This window comes from Roseateles sp. (genome assembly GCF_052436255.1).
In the GTDB taxonomy this organism is placed as follows: Bacteria; Pseudomonadota; Gammaproteobacteria; order Burkholderiales; family Burkholderiaceae_C; genus Pelomonas.
Window position 1 is genome coordinate 1 of sequence record NZ_JBQVNP010000066.1, and the last position, 18,928, is coordinate 18,928.

Consider the following 18,928-nt stretch of genomic DNA (forward strand, 5'->3'; position numbering starts at 1 on the left):
GGCCAGCGGCAGGCCCGGGCCGCCGCCGGCGGCCGCGTGCGCCTGCATTGCGCCGGCCAGGGCCAGGGCATAGGCGGTCAGCCGCGCCTGCTCCGAGGGCGGCAACAGCGTGCCTAGCAGCCGCTGCAGGCCGTCGTCGCCCCATTCATAGACCACCTCGAGCCGCGCCGGCATCAGGCGCACGCGCCGCACCATGTCGAGCGCCAGCGCGCCTTCGGGGGTGGCGTTGAACCGCTCGACCAGACCCGGCAGCAGCCGCTCGGCCACCCAGGCCGGCACCGGCAGCCGGCCCACGCGCAGGGCTTCGATGGCGGGCAGCCCGGGGGTCTCGCGCAGCGTGGCGGAGACATTCAGCCAGACCGTGACGGGGCTGCGTGGCAGGGGCAGGCTGGACTGCAGCAAGGCGCTGCCGCCGCCCAGCACGAGTTGCGCCGAGGCGCCCGGCGCCCCCTGTGCCCAACGGCGGGCCAGCTGGTCCAGCACGAGATTGGCCTCACGCTCGGAGGCCACCAGCGTACGAAACGGGCCGATCGCCGGCCGGCGCGGGTCGTTGAGGCGCAGGAAGTCGCGCGCTCGTGCCACGTCCGCCGCCGACACCTCGGCCCGCCCGGGCCAGCGCGGCGACCCCTGCAGTGTCAGCGCCAGCGTCAGCAGGCAGGCGACCACCAAGGCCACGACCATCCACGCGCCGCCCTTCAGGCCCAGCCGCAGCGCCGCACGCAGGCGGCCGGTGCGAGGCTGTGCAGGCCGGCCGCCAAAACCAGCAGGGCTGTTCTTCACGCGAGCGTCACGGTGCAGCCTGCAACAGCCTCACGCCCGGTCCCGGGTTGCCGGCAGAAACGGCTGGATGACACCGAGCAGCCGGTCGACGTAGGCGTCCTTTTCGCCGACCGGCGCCGCATAGTGCAGCGCGCTGCGCGCCGCCTCCAGCCCGGCGCCCGACACCATGACCCAGGCGGCCAGGTATTGCGAGGCCAGGCAGCCGCCTGCCGTGGCGATGGGGCCGCGGGCGTGGAAGGGCTCCTCGACGACGCGCACGCCGGCCTCGACGACCCAGGGCTTGGTGGTCGCGTCGGTGCAGGCCGGCATGTCGGCCAGCAGGCCCAGGCGCGCCATCAGCAGCGTGCCCGAACACTGGCCTCCGATGAGCTGGCGCAGCGGGTCCAGCTGCAGCCGGTCCAGCAGGGCGCTGTCGGCCGCGATGGTGCGGGTGTGGATGCCGCTGCCGAACAGCACGACGTCGGCCTCGTTGGCGAACTCCAGCGGCTGCTGGGCCGTGACGGTGACGCCGTTCATCGACCGGACCTGCGCGCCCGGGCTGGTGATCTGGGCCGACCAGCCCAGCGCGTACAGCCGGTTCAGCAGGCCCAGCGCAATGAAGCTGTCGAGCTCGTTGAAGCCGTCAAAGGTCAGGATGGCAACCTTCATGCAGGCTCACTCTTCGAGCAGGCTGCGGAGCATCCAGGCCGTCTGTTCGTGGACGGTCAATCGTTGCGTCAGCAGGTCCGCCGTCGGCTCGTCGCCGGCCTTGTCGACCAGCGGGAAGATGGCGCGCGCCGTGCGGGCGATGGCCTCGTGGCCCTGCATCAGCAGCTCGACCATCTTCATCGCCTTGGGTGGCTCGGCGGGCGCGTCGGGCAGGCCGCTGAGCTTGGTGAACTGGGCATAGCTGCCCGGCGCCGGGTGGCCCAGGGAGCGGATGCGCTCGGCGATCGGGTCGACGGCGTTCCACAGCTCGGTGTACTGGGCCATGAACATCGCATGCAGGCTGTTGAACATCGGCCCGGTGACGTTCCAGTGGAAGTTGTGCGTCGTCAGGTAGAGGGTATAGGTCTCGGCCAGCAGCTTGGATAGGCCGGCTGCAATCGCGGCGCGGTCTTTCTCGCCGATGCCGATGCTGATGGCCAGGCTGCTGGATGGGATGGTGGACTTCTTGGCCATGCAGGGCTCCGGAAACAAGGGATGGGGCAAGCCTAACGGATCACGCCGCGCCATTGTGGGAGCGCTGAAGCAGCTGGCCGAGCGCCTGGCCGCCGCGGTGGCACCTTCCGGCTGGCGGGTTGAAGCTGCAGGAGCGGGGCGGGGGCCACAAAGCCCCCGCGCGAGCTTCAGGCGTCCAGGTCGAAGCGGTCCAGCTCCATCACCTTGGTCCAGGCGGCGACGAAGTCCTGCACGAACTTCTCGCCGGCATCGGCGCTGGCATAGACCTCGGCCAGCGTGCGCAGTTGCGCGTTGGAGCCGAACACCAGGTCGGCCACGGTCGCCGTCCAGCGGCGCTCGCCGGTCTGGCGGTCCACGCCTTCCAGCACATCGCCTGCGGCGGCCTTTTGCCACTTGGTGCGCATGTCCAGCAGGTTGACGAAGAAGTCGTTGGACAGCGTGCCGGGCCGCTCGGTGAGCACGCCGTGCGGGCTGCCGCCGGCATTGGCGCCGAGCACGCGCAGGCCGGCCACCAGCACCGCCATCTCGGGCGCCGACAGCGTCAGCAGCTGGGCCTTGTCGACCAGGCGCTCGGCCGCCGCGGCCAGCGGCAGGCCCTGGCGCAGGTGGTTGCGGAAGCCGTCGGCCTGCGGCTCCAGCACGGCGAAGGATTCGACGTCGGTCTGTTCCTGTGACGCGTCCATGCGGCCCGGGCGGAAGGGCACGCTGATGTCGAAGCCGCCCTTCTGCGCAGCCGCTTCGACGGCCGCGCCGCCGGCCAGCACGATGAGGTCGGCCAGCGAGACCTTCTTGCCGCCGGTGGCCGTCGCATTGAAGTCCCTTTGAATGGCTTCCAGCGCCGCCAGCACGCGGGCCAGTTCGGCCGGCTGGTTGACCTCCCAGTCCTTCTGCGGGACCAAGCGGATGCGCGCCCCATTGGCGCCGCCGCGCTTGTCGCTGCCGCGGAAGGTCGAGGCCGAGGCCCAGGCCGAGCTGACCAGCTGCGGGATGGTGAGGCCGGCATTCAGCACCCTGGCCTTCAGCGCGGCAATGTCATCGGCGCCGACGAGCACATGGTCGACCTTTGGAATCGGGTCCTGCCAGAGCAGCTCTTCCTGGGGCACCAGCGGGCCGAGGTAGCGCGCCACCGGGCCCATGTCGCGGTGGGTCAGCTTGAACCAGGCGCGGGCGAAGGCGTCGGCGAACTCGGCAGGGTTGGCGTGGAAGCGGCGCGAAATCTTCTCGTAGGCCGGGTCCATGCGCAGGGCCAGGTCGGCGGTGGACATCATGGGCGCGTGGAACTTGGTCGGGTCGTGGGCATCGACGACATCGTTGGCACCGGCGCCGCCCTTGGGCCGCCACTGCTGGGCGCCGGCGGGGCTTTTGGTCAGCTCCCAGTCGTACTTGAACAGGGTCTCGAAGTAGCCGTTGTCCCAGGTGGTCGGATTCGGCTTCCAGGCGCCTTCCAGGCCGCTGGTGATGGTGTGGCCGGCCATGCCGCTCTCGTAGCTGCTTCGCCAGCCCAGGCCCTGGTCCCAGAGGTCGGCGCCCTCGGGCTCCTTGCCCAGCAGCTGGGGGTCGCCGGCGCCGTGCGCCTTGCCGAATGTGTGGCCGCCGGCCACCAGCGCCACGGTCTCTTCATCGTTCATGGCCATGCGGGCGAAGGTGACGCGGATGTCATGCGCCGAGGCCAGCGGGTCGGGCTTGCCGTCGGGGCCTTCCGGGTTGACGTAGATCAGGCCCATCTGCACGGCGCCCAGGTGCGCGGCCAGCTCGCGCTCGCCGCTGTAGCGGCCGTTGGGGGCGGAGCTGAGCGCCAGCCATTCGGTCTCGGAGCCCCAGTCGATGTCCTCGGGCTCGTAGATGTCCTCGCGGCCGCCGCCGAAGCCGAAGGTCTTGAAGCCCATGGACTCCAGCGCGACATTGCCGGTCAGGATGAAGAGGTCGGCCCAGGACAGGTTGCGGCCGTACTTCTGCTTGATGGGCCAGAGCAGGCGGCGCGCCTTGTCGAGGTTGCCGTTGTCGGGCCAGCTGTTCAGCGGTGCAAAACGCTGGGCGCCCGTGCCGCCGCCGCCGCGGCCGTCGGCCACTCGGTAGGTGCCGGCGGCATGCCAGGCCATGCGGATGAAGAAGGGGCCGTAGTGGCCATAGTCGGCCGGCCACCAGTCCTGCGAGTCGGTCATCAGCGCATGCAGGTCGCGCACGACGGCGCCGAGGTCCAGGCTTTTGAAGGCCGCGGCGTAATCAAATGACTCCCCCATCGGGTTGCCGCGCGGCGCGTGCTGGTGCAGCACGCCGAGGTTGAGCTGGTTGGGCCACCAGCGCTGGTTGCCGCCCACGGGGCGCGTGGGCGCGCCGCTGGAGAACGGGCATCTGGCTTCGGTCGTGTCGGTCATGTCTGCTTCCTTGCTCGCATGGGTTGCGGCGTTACTGGAGCTTAGTGACGGCACTCTCGGCTGTGGTTTGAATAGATCAACGCAACTGATAGCCAAAATCATCTGGCAATGGCACGAGGCGCGTGCCGGCGGCGTTCAGCTCAGGCGATTGACGCCGTTCAGCTGGCAGGCGTAGATCGCATTGCGCAAGGCTGCGATGGCCTCGTAGCGCGTGAAGCTGCGGCGCCAGGCCAGCACGACACGCCGGGTCGGCACCGGGTCGCTGAAGGGCACGAAGCGCAAATGCGTGGAAGGCTCGTGCGCCACCGACAGCAACGGCACGACCGTCACGCCCATGCCCGACGCCACCATGTGCTTGATGGTCTCCAGCGACGAGCCTTCGAAGCTGCGGCGTATGCCCTCGGCATCGCTGGAGAAGCGCGCGAACTCCGGGCAGACCTCCAGCACATGGTCGCGAAAGCAGTGGCCGGTGCCGAGCAGCAGCATGGTCTCGCGCTTGAGCTCCTCGGCGCTGATGCTCGCGCGCGCGGCCAGCGCATGCGTGGCCGGCAGCGCGACGACGAAGGGCTCGTCGTAGAGCGGGGCGGTGGCCAGGCCGGCCTCGGGAAAGGGCTCGGCCATGATGGCGCAGTCCAGCTCGCCGGTGCGCAGCATCTCCAGCAGCTTGACCGTGAAGTTCTCCTGCAGCATCAGCGGCATCTGCGGGTACTGCTCGATGGTGTGCCTGACCAGCTCGGGCAGCAGGTAGGGGCCGATGGTGTAGATGAGCCCGAAGCGCAGCGCACCGGCCAGCGGGTCCTTGCCGCGCTTGGCGATCTCCTTGATGGCGCCGGCCTGGTCCAGCACCGACTGCGCCTGGCGCACGATCTCGTCGCCCAGCGGCGTCACCGACACCTCGCTGCCGCCGCGCTCGAAGATCTTCAGGTCGAGCTCTTCCTCCAGCTTCTTGATGGCGACCGACAGCGTCGGCTGCGACACGAAGCAGGCCTCGGCCGCGCGGCCGAAATGCCGCTCGCGGGCGACGGCGACGATGTAGCGGAGCTCGGTCAGCGTCATACAGGCCTTGGTCCGACAGCCGACCGCTTGCGATTGTTCGAAATGCTTGTCACGTCAATATCTTGCATGTTTGTCGGCGATAGCCACTTCGATCCGCGCCGCTGCACAGCCGCTGGTCTGGCGCTTCGGGCCGCTGGGAGCGTTGCTCCTCCTCGTGGGCGGCAGCCCACTTCGTCGTCGCGCCTTCCCAGCAGCCCGCCTCGCCAGCCCCTCGGCCGCGCTCGGCTGTCGGATCAAGGCCCGAACGCTACACTGCCGCCGCTCTCCGGGTAGACCCGGGGTTTTCACCAGGAAAGCCGCCATGACTGACCGCAAGCCGATGACCCTGCCGCGCCTGGCGCAGATGCATGCCAGCGGCGAAAAGATCGCCATGCTGACCTGCTATGACGCGGCCTTCGCGAGCCTGCTGGACGAGGCGGGCGTCGACATCCTGCTGATCGGCGATTCCCTCGGCAACGTGCTGCAGGGCCGCGGCTCCACGGCGCCCGTCAGCCTGGAGGACATGGTCTATCACACCTTCTGCGTCTCGCGCGGCCACAAGTGGGCCTGGATCATTGCCGACCTGCCCTTCGACAGCTATCACTCGTCAAAGGAAGAGGCCTGGAAGAGCGCTGCCGCCTTGGTCAAGGCCGGCGCCCACATGGTCAAGCTCGAAGGCGGCGGCTGGACGGTGGAGACGGTGCGCTTCATCAGTGAACGTGGCATCCCGGTCTGCGCCCACCTGGGCTTCACGCCGCAGACGGTCAATGCCTTGGGCGGCTTCAAGGTGCAGGGCCGCGACGCGGCCGGCGCGGCGCGCATGAAGCGCGAATCGATGGAGCTGGTGGACGCGGGTGCGGCCATGCTGCTCTACGAGATGGTGCCGGCTGCGCTGGCCGCCGAGATCACCGCCGCGTCGCCAGTGCCCGTCATCGGCATCGGCGCCGGGGTCGGCACCTCGGGCCAGGTGCTGGTGCTGCACGACATGCTCAACATCACGCCCGGCCGCAAGCCCCGCTTCGTCAAGGACTTCATGGCCGGCAAGGACTCGGTGCTGGCGGCGGTCAAGGGCTATGTGGACGAGGTGAAGGCCAAGACGTTTCCGGTGAACGACGTGCACGGCTTCTGAGCGAGCGCAGATTCAAATGCAACCACAGAGCCGCTGAGGCACAGAGCAGCTCCATGAATTCCTCCGTGTCTCTGTGCCTCTGTGGTTGCATTTCCTGGAACGTCTCATGCAAGTGATTCACACCATCCCCGAGCTGCGCGACGCGCTCGCTGGTCCCCCTCAGCGCGGCTTCGTGCCCACGATGGGCAACCTGCATGACGGCCACTTGGCGCTGGTCAAGCAGGCGCGCGAGCTGGTCGGGCCGAGCGGCGCCGTCGTCGCCAGCGTGTTCGTCAACCGCCTGCAGTTCGCGCCGCATGAGGACTTCGACACCTACCCGCGCACGCTGGAGCGCGACTGCGAACTGCTCGAAGGCGCTGGCTGCGACATCGTCTTTGCGCCGTCCGAGGGTGAGCTCTACCCCGAGACGCAGGGCTACAAGGTGCAGCCGCCGACCGAGCTGGCCGACATCCTGGAAGGCCACTTCCGCCCCGGCTTCTTCACCGGCGTCTGCACCGTCGTGCACAAGCTGTTCAACATCGTGCAGCCGACGCTGGCCGTGTTCGGCAAGAAGGACTACCAACAACTGATGGTGCTGCGCCGCATGACGGCACAGATGGCGCTGCCCATCGAGATCCATGGCGGCGAGACGCGCCGCAGCGAGCAAGGTTTGGCGCTGTCATCGCGCAACGGCTACCTGAGCGAGGCCGAGAAGGTGGAGGCGCTGCGACTGTCGCGCACGCTCAAGGACCTGATCGCGCGCTGGCAGGCCGGCGAGCGCGACCTGGCGGTGCTGGAAGCCGACGCGATGCAGTCGCTGCGCGATGCCGGCTGGGCGCCGGACTACCTGACGCTGCGCCGGCAGCATGACCTGGGGCCGGCGGTGGCGGGCCAACCGCTGGTGGCGTTAGGAGCTGCGAAACTCGGCCGCACCCGTTTGATCGACAACCTCGAAGTCTGACATGACATTGCTTCGACCGCGCCGTCGCCCCCTGCTGGCGCTGGCTGCCGCCACCACCGTCGCACTGACCCTGGCCGCCTGCGGCGGCGGCGGCGGTGACAGCGGCACGCCCGTGCAGCCGCCCACGCCGCCGGTCACGATCGGCGTCACCCACAAGGTGCGCCTGACCACCAACCAGGGCGTCATCGAACTGGGCCTGGACCGCAACCGCGCGCCCGTCACGGTGGACAACTTCCTGAAGTACGTCAACGACGGCTTTTACGACGGCACGGTCTTCCACCGCGTGATCAACAACTTCGTCATCCAGGGCGGTGGCATCATCCGCACCAATGCCGGTCTGAGTGAAAAAGCGCCCACCTACCCTGCCATCACGCTGGAGAGCCAGAACGGCCTTTCCAATATGCGCGGCACGCTGGCCATGGCCCGCACCTCGGTGGCCAACAGCGCGACCAGTCAGTTCTACGTCAACGTGGTGGACAACCTGAACCTGAACTACGTGAACGCGGCCAATCCCGGTTACGCCGTGTTCGGTCAGGTCACGGTGGGCATGGATGTGGTCGACAAGATCCGCGCGGTCAACACCAATGCGCAGGACGTGCCGCTGGTCGACGTCACGATCACCGAAGCCAAGGTGATTCAGTAACCAACTGCGTCCGGCTGTCGGCGCGACGGCGGAGCGGTTCGTTAGTCAGGCCTTCCTTCGAGGCCTGCCATGCTGAAACACCTGTCCGCGCTGCTGCTTGTCATTGGCCTGTCCGCATGTGGCGGCGGTGCCTATGTGGAAGTGGGCGGCGGCGGTGGTGGCGGTGGCACACGCTATCCCGAGCCCAACCCCACGCCCAACGCGCCGACGCTGTCCTGCAGCGCCGCCGGCCTGGCGGCGTCGGCGGCGTCGCAATGGGGCACGGTCTGCATGCTGACCAGCAGCGGCGAGATCGTCGTCGAGCTCTACGACACCTATGCGCCGCAGACGGTCGCCAACTTCTACAAGTACGTCGCCGCGGGCTTCTACACGAGGACGCTGATCCACCGCGTCGACCGCGACTTCGTCGTCCAGGGCGGCGGCTACACGAGCGGCATGGTGGTGAAGCCCCCGCTGTACGCGCCGATCAAATCGGAGAGCAACAACGACCTCTCCAACCTGCGCGGCACCATCGCGATGGCGCGCCGCAGCGAGGCCGACTCGGCCACCAGCCAGTTCTTCTTCAACGTGGTGGACAACACCAGCCTCGACTACCAGAGCGCCGCCAACCCTGGCTATGCCGTCTTCGGCCGCATCATCTCGGGGCTGAACACGCTGGATGCGATCAATGTCCTGCCGGTCTACACCTACAGCTCGACCGACATCCAGCCGCGCACCGAAGTGCTGGTCTATTGGGCACAGCGCCTGAAGTAGGCGCCGCCGGTCCGGGCAGCTTGCCCTTCGTCCTTGCGGCTCGCCGGTCGTCATCGGACCGCCGGTGACTTGACCGAATGGCGGCAACATGCGTCCCGTCACAACTTCGATGGAGACCGGCATGTCGGTTCGCAAGCGTTCCTGGATGGGCCTGTTCGGCGCCGCCGTGGCCATCGCCACGGCCCTGTACGTCAGCAACAGCGAGGCCGCCGGGACTGAGTTCCGCGACCTGCGCGTCGAGATCGTCGGCCAGGGCCGGCCGATCGTGATGATCCCGGGCCTGAACAGCGCCGCCAGCACCTGGACGGAAACCTGCGCCGCGCTGCAGCCCGGCGTGCAATGCCACATCGTGCAGTTGCCCGGCTTCGCTGGCGCCCCGGCCGTGGCGACCGACCACTTCATGACCGGCATGCTCGACCGCCTGCTGGCCTACCTGGACGACCGCCAGCTGGCCAAGCCCGTCGTCATGGGCCACAGCCTCGGCGGCACGTTGGCCCTGCAGATGGCAGCCGAGAAACCCGGCCGCATCGAGCGCCTCGTCGTCGTCGACTCCCTGCCCTTCCTGGCCGGCCTGCGCGGCATGTCACCCGAGGCGGCCAAGGGCGCCGCTGCCGCGATGCGCCAGCAGATGGTGGGCGCCACGCCAGCCCAGTGGGAGGCCGGCGCCCGCCAGGGCGCCATGGGCATGAGCCGCACGCCTGCCAACGGCGAACGCGTCGTCGCCTGGAGCCTGGCCAGCGACCGCGCCACCTCGGCCCAGGCCATGTCCGAGCTCTGGGGCGAGGACCTGCGCCCGCTGCTGCCGCGCATCACCGCGCCGACGCTGGTGCTGGGCGCCTGGGCGGCCTTCGAGCCCATGGGTTCGACGCTCGAGAGCACGAGGAGGATCTTCGAGACCCAGTACGCCGGCCTGAACGGCGTCAAGGTCGTCATGAGCCAGCGTGGCTATCACTTCCTGATGTGGGACGACGCCGACTGGCTGGTCGGCGAGGTCAAGGGCTTCCTGGCCGCGAAGTAGGCCGCGGTGGCTGCGGGCATGCAGACGCGCAGGCGCGCCGTCTGGCAGGCGGTGTTGTGGGGCAGCTATGTCGCCGTCTCGCTGGCCATGGTGTCGAGCTTCCAGCCGCTGAACGGGTCGCTGGCGTTCGTCATGGTCTGCCTGGGCCTGCTGCTGTGGGCGGCCAGCGAAGGCTTGCGCGCGCTGGCCCTGTGGCAGCGCTGGCTGGATCGCTCGCCCCGCTCGCTGCTGTTCTGCGTCGTGGTCATGCCGCCCGTCTTCGCGGCGCTGGTGCAGCTGGCACTGCTGGTGATCAACAAGACCGGGCTGGCGCTGGGCTGGCTGTCGTTCCCGCCCGGCACGCCGCGGGGCTGGGGCGTGCTGGCGGGCTACACCGCCAACACCAGCATCATGCTGTGGCTGTGGCTGACCGCCTGGGTGGGCACGCAGCTGCTGACGCGCTGGCGCCAGGGCGAGATCGCCAAATGGCAGGCCGAGGCCGCCGCCCGCGCGCTGGAGCTGCAGGTGCTGCGCGCCCAGATCAACCCGCATTTCCTCTTCAACGCGCTCAACAACCTGCGCGCTCTGATCAACGAGGACCCGGCCCGCGCCCGCGAGATGCTCAGCCGCCTGTCCAACACGCTGCGCCACACGCTGATGCACAGCGCCAAGGAGCGCGTGCCCCTGGCCGATGAGCTGGCCGTCGTGCGCGACTACGTGGCACTGGAGCAGTTGCACCACGAGGAGCGCCTGCGTGTGGACTGGCAGGTCGACCCCGCGGCCACGGCGGCAAGCGTGCCGCCGATGCTGCTGCAGCTGCTGGTGGAGAACGCCATCAAGCACGGCATTGCGCGCACGGCTGGCGGCGGCGTCGTGGAGGTGGTGATCCGCCGGCAGGGCGCAACGCTGACGGTGGCGGTGTCCAATCCGGGGCCGTGGGCGCCCGGCACATCCGACGGCACCGGCCTGGGCCTGGCGCATCTGCGCGAGCGGCTGGAGCGCGCAGGCGGCCAGGGGGCGGGCTGCCGCATCGACGCCGAGGGCGGGCGCGTCACCGTGACCGTCACACTGGATGTGAGTGCATGAAGATCTATATCGTCGAAGACTCGCGCCTGGCCCGGCAAGAGCTGCGCACATTGCTGGCGGCCATTCCTGACGCCGACATCGTCGGCGAGGCCGCCGAGCTGGCACCGGCATGCGAGGCCATCGACACGCTGCGGCCCGAGCTGCTGCTGCTCGACGTGGAGCTGCCCGGCGCCACCGGTTTCGACCTGCTGGACCAGCTCGAGCACCTGCCCCTGGTTGTCTTCACGACCGCCTATGACCAGCATGCGCTGGCCGCCTTCGAGCGCAACGCGCTGGACTACCTGCTCAAGCCCATCGATGCCGAGCGGTTGGCGGCGGCGTTGGCCAAGGCCCGCGAGCGCCAGCGCCCCACGCCCGCCGCCCTGCCCGCCGCCGCCGTCAAGGGCGCCGACGACATGGTCTTCCTGCGCGACGGTGAGCGCTGCTGGTTCGTGCGCCTGGGCGACGTCGCCGGGTTCGAGGCCTGCGGCAACTACGCCCAGGCCTGGTTCGACGGCCAGCGCCCGCTGCTGGCGCGCACGCTCACCAGCCTGGAGGAGAGGCTGGACCCGCAGCTCTTCTTCCGCGCCAGCCGCAGCCACCTCATCAACCTGCGCTGGGTGCGGTCCATCGAGCCCTGGCGCAACGACGGCTACCGCGTCACGCTGCGCGACGGCCACCAGGTCGAGGTGTCGCGCCGCCAGGCCAGGCTGCTGCGCGAACGGCTGGAGCTGTGACGCGCCGCCGCGCTTGCAGCCTGTCCCCCGCGATCTGCAGTCTGTCGCGTGGCGGGTGACCCGCCCACCGCCCTCTGCGAGCATTCGCGCCTCTCAACACCTGACCCCGGGACTCGAATGAACCGCTTTGCCTCCTTCTCCCTCGCCCTGACCTCGGCCATGCTGCTCAGCGCCTGCGTCTTTGCGCCGCCGGTGCACACCAGCAACAACCCGTCGGACGTGACCAAGATGAGTGAGCAGGCGCTGGCCACCTGCGGCGCCGGCAACGTCAAGGAAGTGAACGCGAAGAGCTTCAGCTGCAAGTGAAGCGGGTTTGGGCCCACTGGCCCCGCGGCTGATGCAAGGGATCGGCTGACGGCGTTCCGCCTCAAGCCTTCAGGAACTCCGCCTTCGTCCCGAGCCAGCGCACCACCTGCCGACGCGCGGCTTCGGGGTGTTCGTCCAGCAGCCGCGGCGCCAGCGTGCGCGCGGCCACCAGGAGGGGCGCATCCTCCTGCAGGTCGGCAAAACGCAGCAGCTCGGCGCCGCTCTGGCGCGCCCCCATGAACTCGCCCGGGCCGCGGATGTCCAGGTCGCGCCGCGCGATCTCGAAGCCGTCGGTCGTCTCGGCCATGGCCTTGAGCCGCGACTTGCCGGTGTCGGACAGCGGCGGGCTGTAGATCAGCACGCAGACACTCGCCTTCGAGCCTCGCCCCACGCGGCCGCGCAGCTGGTGCAGCTGCGCCAGGCCGAAGCGCTCGGCATGTTCGATCACCATCAGGCTGGCATTGGGCACGTCTACGCCGACCTCGATGACGGTCGTGGCCACCAGCACGCTCATCTGCCCGCCCGAGAACTGCGCCATCACGGCCGCCTTTTCCGTCGGCGCCATGCGCCCATGCAGCAGCCCGACGCTGGTGCCGGCCAGCGTTTCGCTCAGCTCGGCATGCGTCTCGGTCGCGTTGCGCAGGTCCACCGCCTCGCTCTCCTCCACCAGCGGGCAGACCCAGTAGACCTGCGCGCCGTCCGCCACCGCCATGCGGATCTTGTCGACCACGTCGTGGCGCTTGGACTCGGTGAACACCTTGGTCACGATGGGGCTGCGGCCGGGCGGCAGCTCGTCGATGGTGGACACGTCGAGGTCGGCGAAGTAGGTCATCGCCAGCGTGCGCGGGATGGGCGTGGCGCTCATCATCAGCATGTGCGGCTCCAGATCCATCGCCTTCAACTTGTTGCGCAAGGCCAGCCGCTGCGCGACGCCGAAGCGATGTTGCTCGTCGATGACGGCCAGCCCGAGCCGCGCGAACTTCACCTTGTCCTCGATGACCGCATGCGTGCCGACGATGAGCTGGGCCTCGCCCGAGGCGGCCGCGTCCAGCATCTTCTGCCGCGCCTTGCCCTTCACGCTGCCGGTGATCCAGGCGACCTTCAGCCCCAGCGGCTCCAGCCAGCCGATCAGCTTGCGGAAATGCTGCTCCGCCAGGATCTCGGTCGGCGCCATCAGCGCGCACTGCCAGCCGGCGTCAATGGCCACGGCCGCCGCCAACGCGGCGACCACCGTCTTGCCGGAACCCACGTCGCCCTGCAGCAGCCGGTGCATGGGCTGCGGCCGGGCCAGGTCTTGCGCCACCTCCTCGGCCACGCGCTGCTGCGCGCCGGTCAGCTCAAAGGGCAGCGCGGCCAGCAGCTTCTCGTGCAGCCCCCCGGGGCGACTGCGCAGGGCCGGCGCGGCCAGCAGCGCGCGTTCGCGCTGCGCCTGCAGCTGCGACAGCTGTTGGGCCAGCAACTCCTCGAACTTGAGCCGGTGCCAGGCGGGGTGGTTGTGCTCGTGCAGCGCTGCCTGTGAGGCGTTTGGCGGTGGGTGATGCAGGTAGTGCAGCGCGTCCTTGAGCGTCGGCAGCCCGCGCGGCACGGCGTCCGCCGGCAACAGCTCGCGCAGGTCGGCCCGTGCCAGCCCCGAGGCCACGGCCTTGCGCAGATAGGCCTGCGGCAGCTGAGCCGACGCCGGGTAGACGGGGGTCAGGCTTTGCGCCAGCGGCGTGTCGTCGTCCACCACCTTGACGACCGGATGCACCATCTCACGCCCGAAGAAGCCCACCCGGGCCTCGCCGCGAATACGCAGTCGCGTCGCCGCCGACATCTGCTTTTGCTGCGAAGGGTAGAAGTGAAGGAAGCGCAGCAGCAACGTGCCGGAGTCGTCCTTCACCCGCACCAGCAGCTGGCGGCGGCTGCGCATCTCCACCTGGCAATCGACGACGACGCCTTCCACCTGCGCCGCCTCGTTCTCGCGCAGCTCGGCAATCGGAATCAGCCGGGTCTCGTCCTCGTAGCGCAGCGGCAGATGCAGGGCCAGGTCGATGTCGCGCAGCAGGCCGAGTTTCTCCATGGCCTTCTGCGGGGCGGATTTGGCGCTGGCCTCGGACATGGCCGGCATTGTGCCGGCCGGCCTCGGCGCTTCAGCGGAAGTAGCGCTGCCTCAGCCGCTCGTAGCGGCCGTCGCGCCTGAGCCCGTCCAGTGCGGCTTGCAACCGCCGTACCAACGCAGGGTCGGCGTCGGGCCGCAGGCCGTACCAATAGGACTTCGTCGTGTCGTGCTCCATGACGGGCTGCAGGCTGTCGTAAGGCCGCTTGAAATGACGCAGGTTCCAGGCAGCCGCCCAGTCCAGCAGCACCACGAACTCCATGCGGCCAGCCAGCAGCTTGCGCAGGTTGGTGGCGTCGTCCAAGCCGTGTTCGAGCTGCTGGCCTGGCCTCAACCCGGCCGCCTGCAATTGCCGGTCGGCGGCCGAGTCGCGCACGACGCCGATGCGCGCCGTGCCAAGCTCGCTGAGCTGGGTCAGCGTCAGATCGGTGCGGGTTGCCAGCTTGTAGATCAGGATGCGGCGCTGCGCGATGGGCCCGACCCACTGGAAATGCGCCTCACGCTCGGGCGTGCGCGTCAGCGAAAACAGCACGCTGGCGGCCTGCGCCTCGGCCATCTGCATGGCGCGCGGCCACGGCAGCACCTGCAGCGACAGCTTCAGGCGGGCGCTGGACGCCATCAGTCGCAGCAGTTCGACGGCGAAGCCCTGGGGACCGCTGTCGTCCTCGTAGTTGAGCGGCGGCAGGTTCTCCGTGAAGCCGTGCAGCACGTCGTCAACCCCGGCCGCGGCGACCGGAAATCGCGCGCCGAGGAGCAGGGTCAGGGCGAGGCTGGTGCGGCGCTTCACGACGGCGGTGCTGGGGCTGGGCCAGTCTAGGTTGCGCGCATGACGGGCCGTCGCCGCTGAACGGCCGGTGTGTGGAATATCACGCGAGCCTGGCCTCGCGTCGCGTCGCGTCGCGTCAGCTTGGCGTGGGTACGCCCGCCATGCGGTCGTAGGCGACGAAGAACTGGCGCGCCAGCGCGAGCATCTGCCCCTGGCTGAGTTCGGCGGCCGGCCGGTAGTCGGCGATGCGCGAGGCGAGTGCGGGCTCGTGCGCCTGGACGTAGTGGCGGAACTGGCCGATGACGGGATGGGAGCCGGTCACCAGCACTTCCCGCGTGTCCTGCAGCGCCTGGCAGATGGCGGCAAACAGCGCGTGCTCGGCCTGCGGGTCCCGGCCGTGTGCGCGGCGATGGTGAGGTTCGATGTGCGCGGCATGCGCCTGGTGAGCGTCGAAATGCAGCACCTGGGCGTGGTGGTGGTCGAGGTAGATGACGGCGTGGAACATCGGCGTTCTCCGGTTGAAAAGGGGGTGGCGCACCGCTTTGATGGCGGCCCGTCAAGGGCTTGATTCATGCTGGCACCTCGGCCCGAGGGCGACCTTGAGATGGGTCAACAAGAAGCCGATGGGAGAATCGCCAGCCCTTTGGCACGGGTCCGTCCGGCCCTCAAACGCGTCCATGTCCACTCCCATTGCGTCGGCCCACACGGTCGCCGACTTCGACTTCGAACTGCCGCCCGAGCTGATTGCCCAGCACCCCGCGGCCGAGCGCAGCGCCTCACGCCTGCTGGACGCGAGTGGCCCCGAGCCCGCGGACCGGGTCTTTCGCGAGCTGCCCGCACTGCTGCAAGCCGGCGACTTGCTGGTGTTCAACAACACGCGCGTCATCAAGGCGCGGCTGTACGGCGTGAAAAGCAGCGGCGGCGCGGTTGAAGCCCTGGTCGAGCGCGTGTTGCCGGGCACGCAGGAAGTCTGGATGCACCTGCGTGCGAGCAAGTCGCCCAAGCCCGGAGGCCGCGTGCGCTTCGCCGACGCCTTCGACGCGGAGGTGCTGGGCCGCTGCGGGCCGGACGGGGGCTTGTTCCACCTGCGCTTCGGGGGCGACCCCTTTGCGCTGCTGGAGGCGCATGGCCATGTGCCGCTGCCGCCCTATATCAGCCATGCCGATGGTGAAGACGACGAGCGGCGCTATCAAACGGTATTCGCCAAGGAGCCCGGCGCCGTGGCCGCGCCGACGGCGGCCCTGCATTTCGACGCGGCCCTGCTGGCCCGGCTGGCCGAGCGCGGCGTCGAGCAGGCGCATGTGACCCTGCATGTGGGCGCCGGCACCTTCCAGCCGGTGCGCGTCGAGCAGCTGACCGACCACAGGATGCACAGCGAATGGTTCGAGGTGCCCCAGTCGACGGTGGACGCCGTGGCCGCGTGTCGGGCGCGCGGCGGGCGCGTGGTGGCCGTTGGGACGACGACGCTGCGCGCACTGGAATCGGCCGCCCTCGTTGGCGAACTGCAGGCCGGCGCACGTGAGACCGACATCTTCATCACGCCCGGCTTCGAGTTCCGCGTCGTCGACCGCCTCGTCACCAACTTCCACTTGCCCAGGAGCACGCTGATGATGCTGGTCAGCGCCTTTGCCGGCTACGAGCGCATTCGTTCGCTCTACGCCCATGCGATCACAGGGCGCTACCGCTTCTTCAGCTATGGCGACGCGATGCTGCTGTCGCGCGCCCAGGCCACACGGCCCTGAGCGGCCCCGTCGACAGCGGCCGTGAACGCGGCCCGCCCTGTGGCCGGCAGTGCAAAGCGCATGTGCACGCGCGTCTCGTGCCGCACATCCAAGAGCTGCGCGCCATGCTGCTCTGCCAGCCGGCGCAGCCGCCCTTCCAGCTCGTAGGGCAGATCGCAGCCCAGCGCCACCAAGGTCACGCGCTCGATCTTCTCGGCGGTCAGCAGCGCCTGCGCAATGCAGTCCGTATAGGCCCGCACCAGTCCGCCCGCACCGAGCTTGACGCCGCCCCAGTAGCGCACGGCGGTCGCCAGCACGCCGTCCAGGCCCTGGTGGCGCAGCACGTCGAGCATCGGCCGACCGGCCGTGCCGCCGGGTTCGCCGTCGTCGTTGGCGGCGGAATGCCCGCCGGCCAGCAGCGCCCAGCAGACATGGGCAGCGCCGGGGTGTTCGGCGCGCAGTTCGGCCACGCGGGCCAGGGCTGCGGCACGGTCGGCGCAGGGCTCGACGCAGCCCAGGAAGCGGCTCTTCTTGACGACGACTTCGTGTGTGGCCGGCGCGGCCAGGGTCAGGGGCATGGCGCATTGTCCGGGGCGGCCACTGCGACAATCCGTGTCCCATGCTGAAGTTCGACCTCCTCAAGACCGAAGGCCGCGCCCGCCGCGGCACGCTCACGCTCAACCATGGCGTCGTGCAGACGCCCATCTTCATGCCCGTGGGCACCTACGGCACGGTCAAGGGCGTCACGCCGCGCTCGCTGGAGGAGATGGGCGCGCAGATCATCCTGGGCAACACCTTCCACCTGTGGATGCGACCGGGCCTGGACGTCGTCACGCAGTTCGGCGGCCTGCACCGCTTCGAGAGCTGGAACAAGCCCATCCTGACGGACAGCGGTGGCTTCCAGGTCTGGTCGCTCGGCGCCATGCGCAAGATCAGCGAGGAGGGCGTCAAGTTCGCCTCGCCCGTCAACGGCGACAAGCTCTTCCTGACCCCCGAGGTCAGCATGCAGATCCAGACGGTGCTGAACAGCGACATCGTCATGCAGTTCGACGAATGCACGCCCTACGAGAGCAAGGGCGTGCTGACGACCGAGCGCGAGGCCAAGTCGTCGATGGAGCTGAGCCTGCGCTGGGCCAGGCGCTGCATCACCGAGTTCGAGCGGCTGCAGAACCCCAACGCGCTGTTCGGCATCGTGCAGGGCGGCATGTTCACGAATCTGCGCGACGCGTCACTGGCCGGCCTGGCCGAGCTGGACCTGCCGGGCTATGCCATCGGCGGCCTGTCGGTCGGCGAGCCCAAGGCCGAGATGCAGCGCATCCTGGGCCACATCGGCCACCAGCTGCCCGTCAACAAGCCGCGCTACCTGATGGGCGTGGGCACGCCGGAGGACCTGGTGGAGGGCGTGTCCCAGGGCATCGACATGTTCGACTGCGTGATGCCCACGCGCAACGCGCGCAACGGCCACCTCTTCACGCGCTTTGGCGACTTGCGCCTGCGCAACGCGCGCTACAAGACCGACGAGAAGCCGGTCGACGAGACCTGCGGCTGCGAATGCTGCAAGGGCTTCAGCCGCGCCTATCTGCACCACCTGGACCGCTGCGGCGAGATGCTGGGCCCGATGCTGACCAGCGTGCACAACCTGCACTACTACCTGAACCTGATGCAGGAGATGCGCGACGCGTTGGACGCCGGGCGCTTCGAGGCCTGGCGAGCGCAGTTCCATGCGGACCGGGCGCGCGGGGTTTGACCGCCGTCGGTTGGTCATCCAGAATGACCAACCATGAGTCAACACAACATCGCCGAGGCCAAGGCGCAGTTTTCGGACCTGGTGCAACGGGCGCTGGCGGGCGAGGACATCGTCATCGCCAAGGACAACCGACCGCTGCTGCGCTTGGTGCCGCTGGACAGCGCGCGCGGCCCGCGCCAGCCAGGCTCGGCCCGGGGTAGCCGCGTACTGAAGATGGCGGACGACTTCGACGCGCCGCTGGACGACTTCGCTGCCTACCGCTGACGTGGCTGCCGCGACACCACGGCGCCTGCTGCTGGACACCCACTGTTTTCTCTGGTGGGCCTTCGACGACCCGCGCCTGTCCACCGTTGCGCGTGCCGCCATCGCCGAGGGCGACAGCGTTTGTTTTCTTAGCGCCGCCAGCGCCTGGGAGATGGCCATCAAGATCAGTCTGGGCAAGCTCGACCTGGGCGGTGAGCTGGCCGGCTTCCTGCCCCAGCAGTTGGCTGCCCATCGGCTGCAGTGGTTGCCCATCGAGCTGCCCCACACGCTGGGCGTCGCCGCACTGCCCTGGCGTCACCGTGACCCCTTCGACCGCCTGCTGGTGGCGCAGGCCCAGGTCGAGGGGCTGACCCTGGTCAGCGCGGATGCCGCCATCCAGGGCTACGAAGTGCCCTGCCTGTGGTGACCCGCGCG

The 18,928-nt window shown here is 69.3% G+C and carries 21 protein-coding genes; 12 read left to right on the plus strand and 9 right to left on the minus strand.

Features of this window, described 5'->3' with window-relative positions; all coding sequences use genetic code 11:
- From ACT6S0_RS15590 to ACT6S0_RS15610, 5 genes are all read right to left on the minus strand, one after another.
- Positions 1-780, minus strand: a 780-nt coding sequence (locus ACT6S0_RS15590) for a hypothetical protein (protein ID WP_444764721.1), incomplete at its 3' end; no start/stop codon positions are given.
- Positions 781-810: 30 nt separating this feature from the next.
- On the minus strand, positions 811-1,428 hold the full coding sequence (locus tag ACT6S0_RS15595; protein WP_444764722.1) for a DJ-1/PfpI family protein: 618 nt from the start codon (positions 1,426-1,428) through the stop codon (positions 811-813).
- Between the two features lie 6 nt (positions 1,429-1,434).
- Entirely contained in the window at positions 1,435-1,941 is a 507-nt protein-coding gene (locus ACT6S0_RS15600; protein WP_444764723.1) for a Dps family protein, read from the minus strand.
- A gap of 167 nt (positions 1,942-2,108) precedes the next feature.
- Positions 2,109-4,316, minus strand: a complete 2,208-nt coding sequence (gene katG / locus ACT6S0_RS15605) for a catalase/peroxidase HPI (protein WP_444764724.1) — start codon at positions 4,314-4,316, stop codon at positions 2,109-2,111.
- Between the two features lie 135 nt (positions 4,317-4,451).
- Positions 4,452-5,372: a hydrogen peroxide-inducible genes activator gene (locus tag ACT6S0_RS15610; protein ID WP_444764725.1), complete on the minus strand. Its 921-nt coding sequence runs from the start codon at positions 5,370-5,372 to the stop codon at positions 4,452-4,454.
- Between the two features lie 301 nt (positions 5,373-5,673).
- Between ACT6S0_RS15610 and panB the strand changes: the two genes are divergently transcribed.
- The 8 genes from panB to ACT6S0_RS15650 all read left to right on the plus strand — a co-directional run bounded on the left by panB (position 5,674) and on the right by ACT6S0_RS15650 (position 11,921).
- Entirely contained in the window at positions 5,674-6,480 is an 807-nt protein-coding gene (gene panB / locus ACT6S0_RS15615) for a 3-methyl-2-oxobutanoate hydroxymethyltransferase (protein ID WP_444764726.1), read from the plus strand.
- 106 nt (positions 6,481-6,586) lie between these two features.
- Positions 6,587-7,420: a pantoate--beta-alanine ligase gene (gene panC / locus ACT6S0_RS15620; RefSeq protein WP_444764727.1), complete on the plus strand. Its 834-nt coding sequence runs from the start codon at positions 6,587-6,589 to the stop codon at positions 7,418-7,420.
- A gap of 1 nt (position 7,421) precedes the next feature.
- Positions 7,422-8,063, plus strand: a complete 642-nt coding sequence (locus tag ACT6S0_RS15625; protein ID WP_444764728.1) for a peptidylprolyl isomerase — start codon at positions 7,422-7,424, stop codon at positions 8,061-8,063.
- Between the two features lie 69 nt (positions 8,064-8,132).
- On the plus strand, positions 8,133-8,816 hold the full coding sequence (locus ACT6S0_RS15630; protein ID WP_444764729.1) for a peptidylprolyl isomerase: 684 nt from the start codon (positions 8,133-8,135) through the stop codon (positions 8,814-8,816).
- A gap of 121 nt (positions 8,817-8,937) precedes the next feature.
- Positions 8,938-9,834, plus strand: coding sequence for an alpha/beta fold hydrolase (locus ACT6S0_RS15635; RefSeq protein ID WP_444764730.1), 897 nt, complete (start codon positions 8,938-8,940; stop codon positions 9,832-9,834).
- A gap of 18 nt (positions 9,835-9,852) precedes the next feature.
- Positions 9,853-10,899 carry a sensor histidine kinase gene (locus tag ACT6S0_RS15640; RefSeq protein ID WP_444764731.1) on the plus strand — a complete coding sequence of 349 codons (1,047 nt, stop codon included), beginning with the start codon at positions 9,853-9,855 and terminating at the stop codon, positions 10,897-10,899.
- On the plus strand, positions 10,896-11,615 hold the full coding sequence (locus tag ACT6S0_RS15645; protein WP_444764732.1) for a LytR/AlgR family response regulator transcription factor: 720 nt from the start codon (positions 10,896-10,898) through the stop codon (positions 11,613-11,615). The genes ACT6S0_RS15640 and ACT6S0_RS15645 overlap by 4 nt, the downstream gene beginning before the upstream one ends.
- 117 nt (positions 11,616-11,732) lie before the next feature.
- Positions 11,733-11,921, plus strand: a complete 189-nt coding sequence (locus ACT6S0_RS15650) for a hypothetical protein (RefSeq protein ID WP_444764733.1) — start codon at positions 11,733-11,735, stop codon at positions 11,919-11,921.
- Between the two features lie 61 nt (positions 11,922-11,982).
- Here the strand turns inward: ACT6S0_RS15650 and recG are convergent, their stop codons facing one another.
- The 3 genes from recG to ACT6S0_RS15665 all read right to left on the minus strand — a co-directional run bounded on the left by recG (position 11,983) and on the right by ACT6S0_RS15665 (position 15,287).
- Positions 11,983-14,019 carry an ATP-dependent DNA helicase RecG gene (gene recG, locus ACT6S0_RS15655; RefSeq protein WP_444764734.1) on the minus strand — a complete coding sequence of 679 codons (2,037 nt, stop codon included), beginning with the start codon at positions 14,017-14,019 and terminating at the stop codon, positions 11,983-11,985.
- 31 nt (positions 14,020-14,050) lie between these two features.
- The gene (locus tag ACT6S0_RS15660; protein ID WP_444764735.1) at positions 14,051-14,803 is read right to left on the minus strand and encodes a substrate-binding periplasmic protein; all 753 of its coding nucleotides are present in this window, start codon (positions 14,801-14,803) and stop codon (positions 14,051-14,053) included.
- 115 nt (positions 14,804-14,918) lie between these two features.
- Complete coding sequence (locus ACT6S0_RS15665; RefSeq protein ID WP_444764736.1) at positions 14,919-15,287, minus strand: hypothetical protein; 369 nt, start codon at positions 15,285-15,287, stop codon at positions 14,919-14,921.
- A 172-nt stretch (positions 15,288-15,459) separates the two neighbouring features.
- Between ACT6S0_RS15665 and queA the strand changes: the two genes are divergently transcribed.
- Positions 15,460-16,524, plus strand: coding sequence for a tRNA preQ1(34) S-adenosylmethionine ribosyltransferase-isomerase QueA (gene queA / locus ACT6S0_RS15670; protein WP_444764737.1), 1,065 nt, complete (start codon positions 15,460-15,462; stop codon positions 16,522-16,524).
- Here the strand turns inward: queA and ACT6S0_RS15675 are convergent.
- Positions 16,476-17,081, minus strand: a complete 606-nt coding sequence (locus ACT6S0_RS15675; protein WP_444764738.1) for an IMPACT family protein — start codon at positions 17,079-17,081, stop codon at positions 16,476-16,478. The genes queA and ACT6S0_RS15675 overlap by 49 nt on opposite strands.
- Positions 17,082-17,122: 41 nt before the next feature.
- Between ACT6S0_RS15675 and tgt the strand changes: the two genes are divergently transcribed.
- Genes tgt through ACT6S0_RS15690 form a run of 3 tightly spaced genes read left to right on the plus strand, consistent with a single transcriptional unit; the run spans position 17,123 to position 18,920 of the window.
- Complete coding sequence (gene tgt, locus ACT6S0_RS15680) at positions 17,123-18,250, plus strand: tRNA guanosine(34) transglycosylase Tgt (protein WP_444764739.1); 1,128 nt, start codon at positions 17,123-17,125, stop codon at positions 18,248-18,250.
- Between the two features lie 33 nt (positions 18,251-18,283).
- Complete coding sequence (locus tag ACT6S0_RS15685; RefSeq protein ID WP_444764740.1) at positions 18,284-18,514, plus strand: type II toxin-antitoxin system Phd/YefM family antitoxin; 231 nt, start codon at positions 18,284-18,286, stop codon at positions 18,512-18,514.
- Position 18,515: 1 nt separating this feature from the next.
- Positions 18,516-18,920, plus strand: coding sequence for a type II toxin-antitoxin system VapC family toxin (locus ACT6S0_RS15690; RefSeq protein ID WP_444764741.1), 405 nt, complete (start codon positions 18,516-18,518; stop codon positions 18,918-18,920).
- The last annotated feature ends 8 nt before the right edge of the window (positions 18,921-18,928 follow it).

Coding starts and splice junctions, on each gene's coding strand:
- ACT6S0_RS15635 (WP_444764730.1), top strand. CDS start 8,938: ATGTCGGTTCGCAAGCGTTCCTGGATGGGCCTGTTCGGCGCCGCCGTG.
- ACT6S0_RS15650 (WP_444764733.1), top strand. CDS start 11,733: ATGAACCGCTTTGCCTCCTTCTCCCTCGCCCTGACCTCGGCCATGCTG.
- ACT6S0_RS15595 (WP_444764722.1), bottom strand. CDS start 1,428: ATGAAGGTTGCCATCCTGACCTTTGACGGCTTCAACGAGCTCGACAGC.
- ACT6S0_RS15675 (WP_444764738.1), bottom strand. CDS start 17,081: ATGCCCCTGACCCTGGCCGCGCCGGCCACACACGAAGTCGTCGTCAAG.
- recG (WP_444764734.1), bottom strand. CDS start 14,019: ATGTCCGAGGCCAGCGCCAAATCCGCCCCGCAGAAGGCCATGGAGAAA.
- panC (WP_444764727.1), top strand. CDS start 6,587: ATGCAAGTGATTCACACCATCCCCGAGCTGCGCGACGCGCTCGCTGGT.
- ACT6S0_RS15665 (WP_444764736.1), bottom strand. CDS start 15,287: ATGTTCCACGCCGTCATCTACCTCGACCACCACCACGCCCAGGTGCTG.
- ACT6S0_RS15610 (WP_444764725.1), bottom strand. CDS start 5,372: ATGACGCTGACCGAGCTCCGCTACATCGTCGCCGTCGCCCGCGAGCGG.
- ACT6S0_RS15640 (WP_444764731.1), top strand. CDS start 9,853: ATGCAGACGCGCAGGCGCGCCGTCTGGCAGGCGGTGTTGTGGGGCAGC.
- ACT6S0_RS15685 (WP_444764740.1), top strand. CDS start 18,284: ATGAGTCAACACAACATCGCCGAGGCCAAGGCGCAGTTTTCGGACCTG.
- ACT6S0_RS15600 (WP_444764723.1), bottom strand. CDS start 1,941: ATGGCCAAGAAGTCCACCATCCCATCCAGCAGCCTGGCCATCAGCATC.
- ACT6S0_RS15630 (WP_444764729.1), top strand. CDS start 8,133: ATGCTGAAACACCTGTCCGCGCTGCTGCTTGTCATTGGCCTGTCCGCA.
- katG (WP_444764724.1), bottom strand. CDS start 4,316: ATGACCGACACGACCGAAGCCAGATGCCCGTTCTCCAGCGGCGCGCCC.
- panB (WP_444764726.1), top strand. CDS start 5,674: ATGACTGACCGCAAGCCGATGACCCTGCCGCGCCTGGCGCAGATGCAT.
- ACT6S0_RS15625 (WP_444764728.1), top strand. CDS start 7,422: ATGACATTGCTTCGACCGCGCCGTCGCCCCCTGCTGGCGCTGGCTGCC.
- ACT6S0_RS15645 (WP_444764732.1), top strand. CDS start 10,896: ATGAAGATCTATATCGTCGAAGACTCGCGCCTGGCCCGGCAAGAGCTG.
- tgt (WP_444764739.1), top strand. CDS start 17,123: ATGCTGAAGTTCGACCTCCTCAAGACCGAAGGCCGCGCCCGCCGCGGC.
- queA (WP_444764737.1), top strand. CDS start 15,460: ATGTCCACTCCCATTGCGTCGGCCCACACGGTCGCCGACTTCGACTTC.